Origin of the sequence: Streptomyces recifensis, from assembly GCF_002154615.1 — a bacterium.
Lineage (GTDB): Bacteria > Actinomycetota > Actinomycetes > Streptomycetales > Streptomycetaceae > Streptomyces > Streptomyces griseoluteus.
This window is the reverse complement of sequence record NZ_MUNH01000253.1, coordinates 1-2859: the sequence shown is the minus strand read 5'-3', so window position 1 is coordinate 2859 and position 2859 is coordinate 1. Positions and strand designations below refer to the sequence as shown.

Below are 2859 nucleotides of genomic sequence, written 5' to 3'. Positions count from 1 at the left end.
CGATCACGCGCTCCCAGAACACCACGGGCTTGGTGTGCGGGTTGTCGACGCGGAAGATGCGGACGCCGTGCTCCATCCAGTGCCGCAGGACCCGCACGGTCTCGGTGACCAGGCCGTCCATGTCGGCGTCGAAGGCGATGGGGTAGATGTCCTGGTACTTCTTCGGCGGGTTCTCGGCATAGGCGATGGTGCCGTCGGGACGGTGGTGGAACCACTGGGGGTGCTTCTCCACCCACGGGTGGTCCGGGGAGCACTGCAGGGCGAAGTCCAGGGCCACCTCCAGCCCCAACTCCCCCGCCCGGTGCACGAAGTGGTCGAAATCCTCCAGGGTGCCGAGGTCGGGGTGGACGGCGTCGTGGCCGCCCTCGGGGGAGCCGATCGCCCAGGGCACACCGACGTCGTCGGGGGTCGCGGTCAGGGTGTTGTTGCGGCCCTTGCGGTGCGTGGTCCCGATCGGGTGGATCGGAGGCAGGTACACCACGTCGAAGCCCATCTCCGCGACGGCCTCAAGACGCTTCTCCGCCGTCCGGAACGTGCCGTGCGGTTCGTCCAGCGTCCCCTCCGAGCGCGGGAAGAACTCGTACCAGGAGCCGTAGAGGGCCCGCTCGCGCTCCACCAGCAGCGGCATCGGGTCCGAGGAGGTCACCAGGTCCCGCAGGGGGTACCGGGCGAGGACCGCCGCCACCTCCGGGCCCAGGGCGTCCTTCAGACGGTGGTTCACCGAGAGGGTGTCGTCGCCCAGGGCGTGGGCGGCGGCCAGGACGACGTCGCGCTCCGGGCCCCCGGGCGCTCCGGCGGCCGCGCGCTCATAGAGCTCGGCGCCCTCCTCCAGCACCAGGCCGGTGTCGATCCCGGCCGGGATCTTGATGGCGGCCGCGTGCCGCCAGGTGGCGATCGGATCGGACCACGCCTCCACGCGGTAGGTCCAGCGGCCGGTGGCGTCCGGGGTGATGTCCGCGCCCCACACGTCGCTGCCGGGAGACAGCTCGCGCATCGGGGTCCACGGGCCGCGCCGGCCCTTGGGACCGCGCAGGACCACATTGGCGCCCACCGCGTCGTGTCCCTCGCGGAACACGGTCGCGGTCACCTGGAACGTCTCCCCGGCCACCGCCTTCGCCGGGCGCCTGCCGCACTCCACGGCCGGCCGGACATCACGTACCGGTACGCGGCCGATGGCCGGGGTCCTGCGCATGGATCTCACCTCCGCCGTGCGCGAAGCCGGGCACACGGGGCCCGGCTTCGCGGTCCTGGATACGGGCCGGCAGGTGCCGTCCCGTAGGGGAACGCCATGTACGGTGCCAGGTCAGGGGCTTGGCGCCGTGGATCGCCGCTCCGGGGACTGCGCGCGTCGCGCCGCCCGTCCGGGCCGCGGCCGCCCGTCCTGCTCGCCCGCCCGGCCGGGCGGGGTGGAGCGCAGATAACGCTCCGCGGCGTCCGCCGCCTCCCTGGCGCAGCGTTTTCCCATCAACACGCACAACGTGTAGCCCGAGTCCTCGAAGGTGCTCCGGACCGTGCGGTCGTGGGGCGAGGCGAGCATCACGCGCTCCCACGCCCGGTAACGCCGCAACTGCCGGGCCACTTCGGCCTTGGCGGGTAGCAGCATGGCCCCTTCACCTTCCACGGCTCTCGACGTCGCGTTCCCGACGGTCGGGTGGTGTCCGAGCACGGAGGGGCGCGGAACCGTTACGGCGATCGAGGGCTTTCACTCATGGTGCACGTGTAAACACTTTGCGTCCTGTTGGAGCTTCAACGACCCCGCCGTTCGTGATGCTCGTGTTGCACGAATGGCGTAGCAGCCGCACTGTGGATGATGACTCAGAAGCGACTGGCGTTCACGCTGAGTGTCCGGTGATCCCGCCGGACGGCCGTGGACCAGGAGCTTCGCCGGTGAGGAGCAAGCGACAATGGAGACCGCAGTGCCTCGCTACTACCACCTCGACGTGGAAGTCAGCCCGGAACGGGTGGGACAGGTCAGCCGCATCCTGGCCGCCCACCTCAGTCACTGGGACCTCGACAATCTCGTGGACCCCGTCCGCCGCGGCACCGAGATTCTGCTGCGCGCCATCGACCAGCACGCCCCGGACACCACCACCTCCATCGAGATGTGGTGGAACGGCCAGCACCTCATCACCGCCATCGGCGGCGGCGACCGCGACCTCGGCCCGGACGAGGGTCTGCGCGCCTGCCTCGCGGACATCGCCGCGATGAGCGACGGGTGGGGCTGCTGCGCCACCGAGACCGGGGCCAGGATCATCTGGTTCTCGCAGCGTGCCCGTGCCGACCAGCGGGTCCCGCTGGTCCCGACCCCTCCTTCGCCGCACATCCGCCGGATGCTGCGCGTACCCCGCGCGGCCCCGGTGCCCGAAGGGGCGGCCGAGGTGCCCGCCGGCACTCCGGCGGGCGCCCGGTGACGGCCAGGAAGTCCCGGAAGGGGGTGCCCGTGTGGAGCGGGCACCCCTATCCGTTGGGCGCCTCCTACGACGGCCAGGGCACCAACTTCGCGCTGTTCAGCGAGGTCGCCGAGCGCGTGGAGCTGGTCCTCGTCGACGACACGGGCGCCGAGACGCCCGTACCCCTCCACGAGGTCGACGGGTTCGTGTGGCACGGGTATCTGCCGGAGGTCGGGCCGGGCCGGCGCTACGGGTACCGGGTGCACGGTCCCTGGCAGCCCTCCCTCGGCCACCGCTGCAACCCGGCCAAGCTGCTGCTGGACCCCTACGCCCGGGCCGTCGACGGCCAGATGGACAACGACCCCTCGCTGTACGAGCGCGACCCGCAGGGCCCCGCGCCCGCCGACAGCGCCGGGCACTCGATGCTGGGCGTGGTCACCGACCCCTACTTCGACTGGGGCGACGACCG

At 71.8% G+C, this 2859-nt stretch carries 3 protein-coding genes and 1 pseudogene; 2 read left to right on the top strand and 2 right to left on the bottom strand.

Annotated elements, in window-relative coordinates:
* Both CCN33_RS15315 and CCN33_RS15310 read right to left on the bottom strand, forming a co-directional pair.
* Window positions 1-1192, bottom strand: a 1192-nt coding sequence (locus CCN33_RS15315; RefSeq protein WP_140394556.1) for a maltotransferase domain-containing protein, incomplete at its 3' end; no start/stop codon positions are given.
* Window positions 1193-1303: 111 nt separating this feature from the next.
* Entirely contained in the window at window positions 1304-1603 is a 300-nt protein-coding gene (locus CCN33_RS15310) for a DUF5133 domain-containing protein (RefSeq protein ID WP_086694175.1), read from the bottom strand.
* A gap of 301 nt (window positions 1604-1904) precedes the next feature.
* Here CCN33_RS15310 and CCN33_RS15305 point away from each other — a divergent pair, with 301 nt between their 5' ends.
* Together CCN33_RS15305 and CCN33_RS15300 are read left to right on the top strand one after the other, a co-directional pair.
* On the top strand, window positions 1905-2411 hold the full coding sequence (locus tag CCN33_RS15305; RefSeq protein WP_086694174.1) for a pep a2: 507 nt from the start codon (window positions 1905-1907) through the stop codon (window positions 2409-2411).
* Window positions 2408-2859, top strand: a pseudogene (locus CCN33_RS15300) (glycogen debranching enzyme); the annotation flags it as partial. The gene CCN33_RS15305 and the pseudogene CCN33_RS15300, both read left to right, overlap by 4 nt.

Coding starts and splice junctions, on each gene's coding strand:
- CCN33_RS15305 (WP_086694174.1), top strand. CDS start 1,905: ATGGAGACCGCAGTGCCTCGCTACTACCACCTCGACGTGGAAGTCAGC.
- CCN33_RS15310 (WP_086694175.1), bottom strand. CDS start 1,603: ATGCTGCTACCCGCCAAGGCCGAAGTGGCCCGGCAGTTGCGGCGTTAC.